The organism is Microbacterium sp. Bi128, from assembly GCF_918698205.1.
The window spans coordinates 1-3199 of sequence record NZ_CAKKMM010000537.1 but is presented as its reverse complement, the minus strand read 5'-3'; the positions used below and the strand labels follow the sequence as shown (position 1 = coordinate 3199).

Here is a 3199-nt window from a genome sequence, read left to right as displayed (position 1 = left end):
TAGTCGCTGGGGACCACGATCATCGGCACCGGCAGGGCGCGCAGAATGCGGCCCGCTGTGCTGCCGAGGAAGATGGACCGGCCCTTGGCAAGCCGGCTGGATCCGATCAACAGGACCTCGCCGTCTTCCCAGTCCAGGCGGTCCACGGCTTCCTCGATGCTGCGCCCGTGGGCGACGACGATTTCCGTCTTCGCCTCCACCTGGGCTTCCGTCTTGGCCTCCCCCGGGACCTCCGCCTTCGCCTCCCCCGGGACCTCCGCCTTCGCCTCCCCCGGGACTGCCGGCCCGCCGGCAGCCAGTGCGTCGGCAAGGCACTTGGCCGCATACTCCCGGGCCGCGTCGGCTGAATCGGCCGCGTCGCCGTCGAGGGCCAGAAGCGACACCACCCGCAGTGGCACGTCCCGGTTCGACGCCATGCCTAGGGCGAATTCGAGCAGCTTCTCCGCACCGGCCCGGGTTCCGAGCCCGCAACTGATCCGGGTCAGAGCCTCCTGGCGGTGATAGCCGTGCGGTGCCAGGGCCACCGGAACGGTCGAGGCGTGGAGCAATGCACTGGCCACCGACCCGATCGTGAACCGTTTGAAGAGTCCGGTGCTGGTGGCCCCGATGATGAGCATGTCCGCGCCCAATTCCTCGGCCGCCTCGATCAGTGCGTGCGCGTCGGAATCATGGCTGCGGATGTGTGCCTGCGCCGGGACACTGGATGGAACCAGCGCCAGGGCCTGGTCGAGCCACTCCTGGGCCTGCTCGGTGAGCAGATTTTCGAAGCCGGCCTTCGGCGCGAGGGCGTGCCCGGACTGCTGCACTTCGGGCACCACCAGCACAAGGTCCAGGCTCGCCCCCCGCCCGAGCGCCAGGGAGACGGCCAGATTGACCGCATCATGGCCCCTGGCATTGGCTGAATACCCCACTACGTAACGCATCTGGCCGCTCTCCTAACTGAACTGGACTGCATTCAACTGAATTGTTGGGATTCTCTACGAGGCGACGGACGCACGGTCCGCAGCAGCGACGATCCGGGCCGCCGTGAGCTGCCCCATCCGGACGGCGCCGTCAACATGCTGGTAGCCCTCGGCCGCAAGATCCGAGCAGGACCAGTAGATCGGCCCGACCGGCGTCAGCTGGTCCTTGCCGTAGCGGTGCAGTCCGCCAAGGTCGTAGCTGGCGGCGTAAGCCCCCCGGGTCCATTCCTCCGAACCCCAGTCGGACTCGTAGTAAACCTCGGGATCCAGGGCCTTTTCGCCGAGGAAGGACGCAATCGACTCGAGGATGGCGCGGCGGCGGTCCTCCGCGCTGAGCTCGAACATGGCGTCGGCCTTCTCATCCGAGACAAAGCCCACCAGCGTGCCGCGCGGGTCCTCGTGGTTGGTGTTGTCGTAGACCTCCTGCACAATGGCGCCGGCGCCGAAGGCCGTCCCGGACAGGCCGTCTTCGCGCCAGAACGGGCTGCTGTAGACGGCGTGGACCTTGATGACCAGGCCAAGTGACTGGTGCTGGTGCATCTGGTGCTGGCGGCGGGGCAACGGCGGGTTAAAGGACACCCGGGTGTAGAGGTTTGGCGGCACGGCCAAGATGACGAAACGTGCGTTCACCGTGGCCCGGTCGGAGACGGCAGTGACACGGTAGCCTCCGCTCGCGTCATTGGCCCAGTTGATGGTGCGGACCGGGCTGCCGAGGACGACGTCGTCGCCCAGTTCCGCGGCCTGCAGCAGCGAAACCTGCTGCATCCCGCCGACAACCCGCTTGTCCAGGATGAAGTCCTCATCCGTGAGGTTGGTGAAGGACCCCGCCGAGGCAGCCATGAGGACGGCCTGCAGGGCGGAGAAGGCGTGGGCCGGTTTGGTCAGCATGCCGCCGGCGATGAACAGGCCGATGTTGTTGCAGGCTTCCTCATCTGTTGAGTTCTGCCGCAGCCAATGGTGAAAGGAGATGGTGTCCAGCTCGCGGGCCTTGGGGTGGGCCCACGGCTCCTCGGGAACCATCTCCGCGGCCAGGGAGTCCAGCAGTGCCGTGAGCTTGTCCATTTCAACGGCGGTGGTTTCGCTGACCGGGAAGGTGTCACCGGTGTACAGGGTGCGCCTGCCGTCCGCGCCAATGTAGACGGATTCGCCGTCGCGGTAGCGGGAATAGGTCTGCAGTCCGAGCTCATCCAGGAGTCCCAGGAGCCCGGTCTGGTCCGGCGAAACCCACTGGCCGCCGATCTCGAGCATGGCCCCGTCAACCGTGTCGGTCCAGGTCCGGCCGCCCACGCGGTCCCGCGCCTCGAGCACCGCCACACTGAGTCCGGCCTTTTTCAGCTCGCGGGCGGCGGTCAAGCCTGACGGGCCGGCTCCTACGATGACGACGTCGCGGTCAAGTTCCAGCATGATGTTCCTCCCCGTGGCCGCTAGAGTGATGCGGACCACAAAATGAATGGCGTTCATTTAGAATGATAGACCTTCCACACGCTTCGGGGAAGACCCTCCGCCTAATGAATTTCGCCCGTAAAGTAGGGGCAGAACGGGCTCACCCCGAACCCGCCAGCCAAACTGAGAAGCCAAGCAGAGAAGAAAGGCCCGGAATGACGGCAGCAACCAGCGCCCCCGCCGATCCGCACGGCCCCGCAGCCAGGCCCCGCCGCCGTGCGGGACGGCCCGCCGCGGCAGTGCTGGACCAGAACGGCATCACCGTGGCGGCCCTGCAGCTGATTGGCAAGAGCGGCTACGACGGGTTCACCATGGCTGCCCTGGCGCGGACCCTCAACGTGGCTCCCTCGGCGCTGTACAACCATGTCTCGTCCAAACGGGACGTGCTGGTCCTCGTCCAGGACCACTTGACCTCGTTCGTGGACGTCACCGCCTTCGAGGCCGGGGACTGGGAACAGGCCGTGAGGGATTGGGCCTGGAGCTACCGCGACGTATTTTCCAAGCACACCCCACTGATTCCCGTCATTGCCGTACTGCCCGTGACCGACGCGCCCAAGACACTGGCCATGTATGAGGCCGTCAGTGCCGGTTTCAGCCGCGCAGGCTTTCCGCAGGAGCGCATTGTCCCGGCCATTGTCGCGATCGAATCGTTCATCTTTGGCTCCGCCTACGACGTCACCGCACCCGCGGACATCTTCGATTCCGGCACCATGGCCGCGTCGACACCGCATTTCACCGCCGCCGTCCAGCGCCTGGCCGAGGAAGGCCATGAAAAACCGGCCGACGTCGCCTTC

The 3199-nt window shown here is 66.3% G+C and carries 3 protein-coding genes; 1 reads left to right on the top strand and 2 read right to left on the bottom strand.

The window, feature by feature from the left end:
• Positions 1–923: universal stress protein (locus LQV45_RS22505; protein ID WP_230008903.1), on the bottom strand; the 923-nt coding region annotated here is incomplete at its 3' end.
• A gap of 54 nt (positions 924–977) precedes the next feature.
• Entirely contained in the window at positions 978–2366 is a 1389-nt protein-coding gene (locus LQV45_RS22500) for an NAD(P)/FAD-dependent oxidoreductase (protein ID WP_230008902.1), read from the bottom strand.
• 194 nt (positions 2367–2560) lie between these two features.
• Between LQV45_RS22500 and LQV45_RS22495 the strand changes: the two genes are divergently transcribed.
• Positions 2561–3199: TetR/AcrR family transcriptional regulator (locus LQV45_RS22495; protein ID WP_230008901.1), on the top strand; the 639-nt coding region annotated here is incomplete at its 3' end.

Coding starts and splice junctions, on each gene's coding strand:
- LQV45_RS22500 (WP_230008902.1), bottom strand. CDS start 2,366: ATGCTGGAACTTGACCGCGACGTCGTCATCGTAGGAGCCGGCCCGTCA.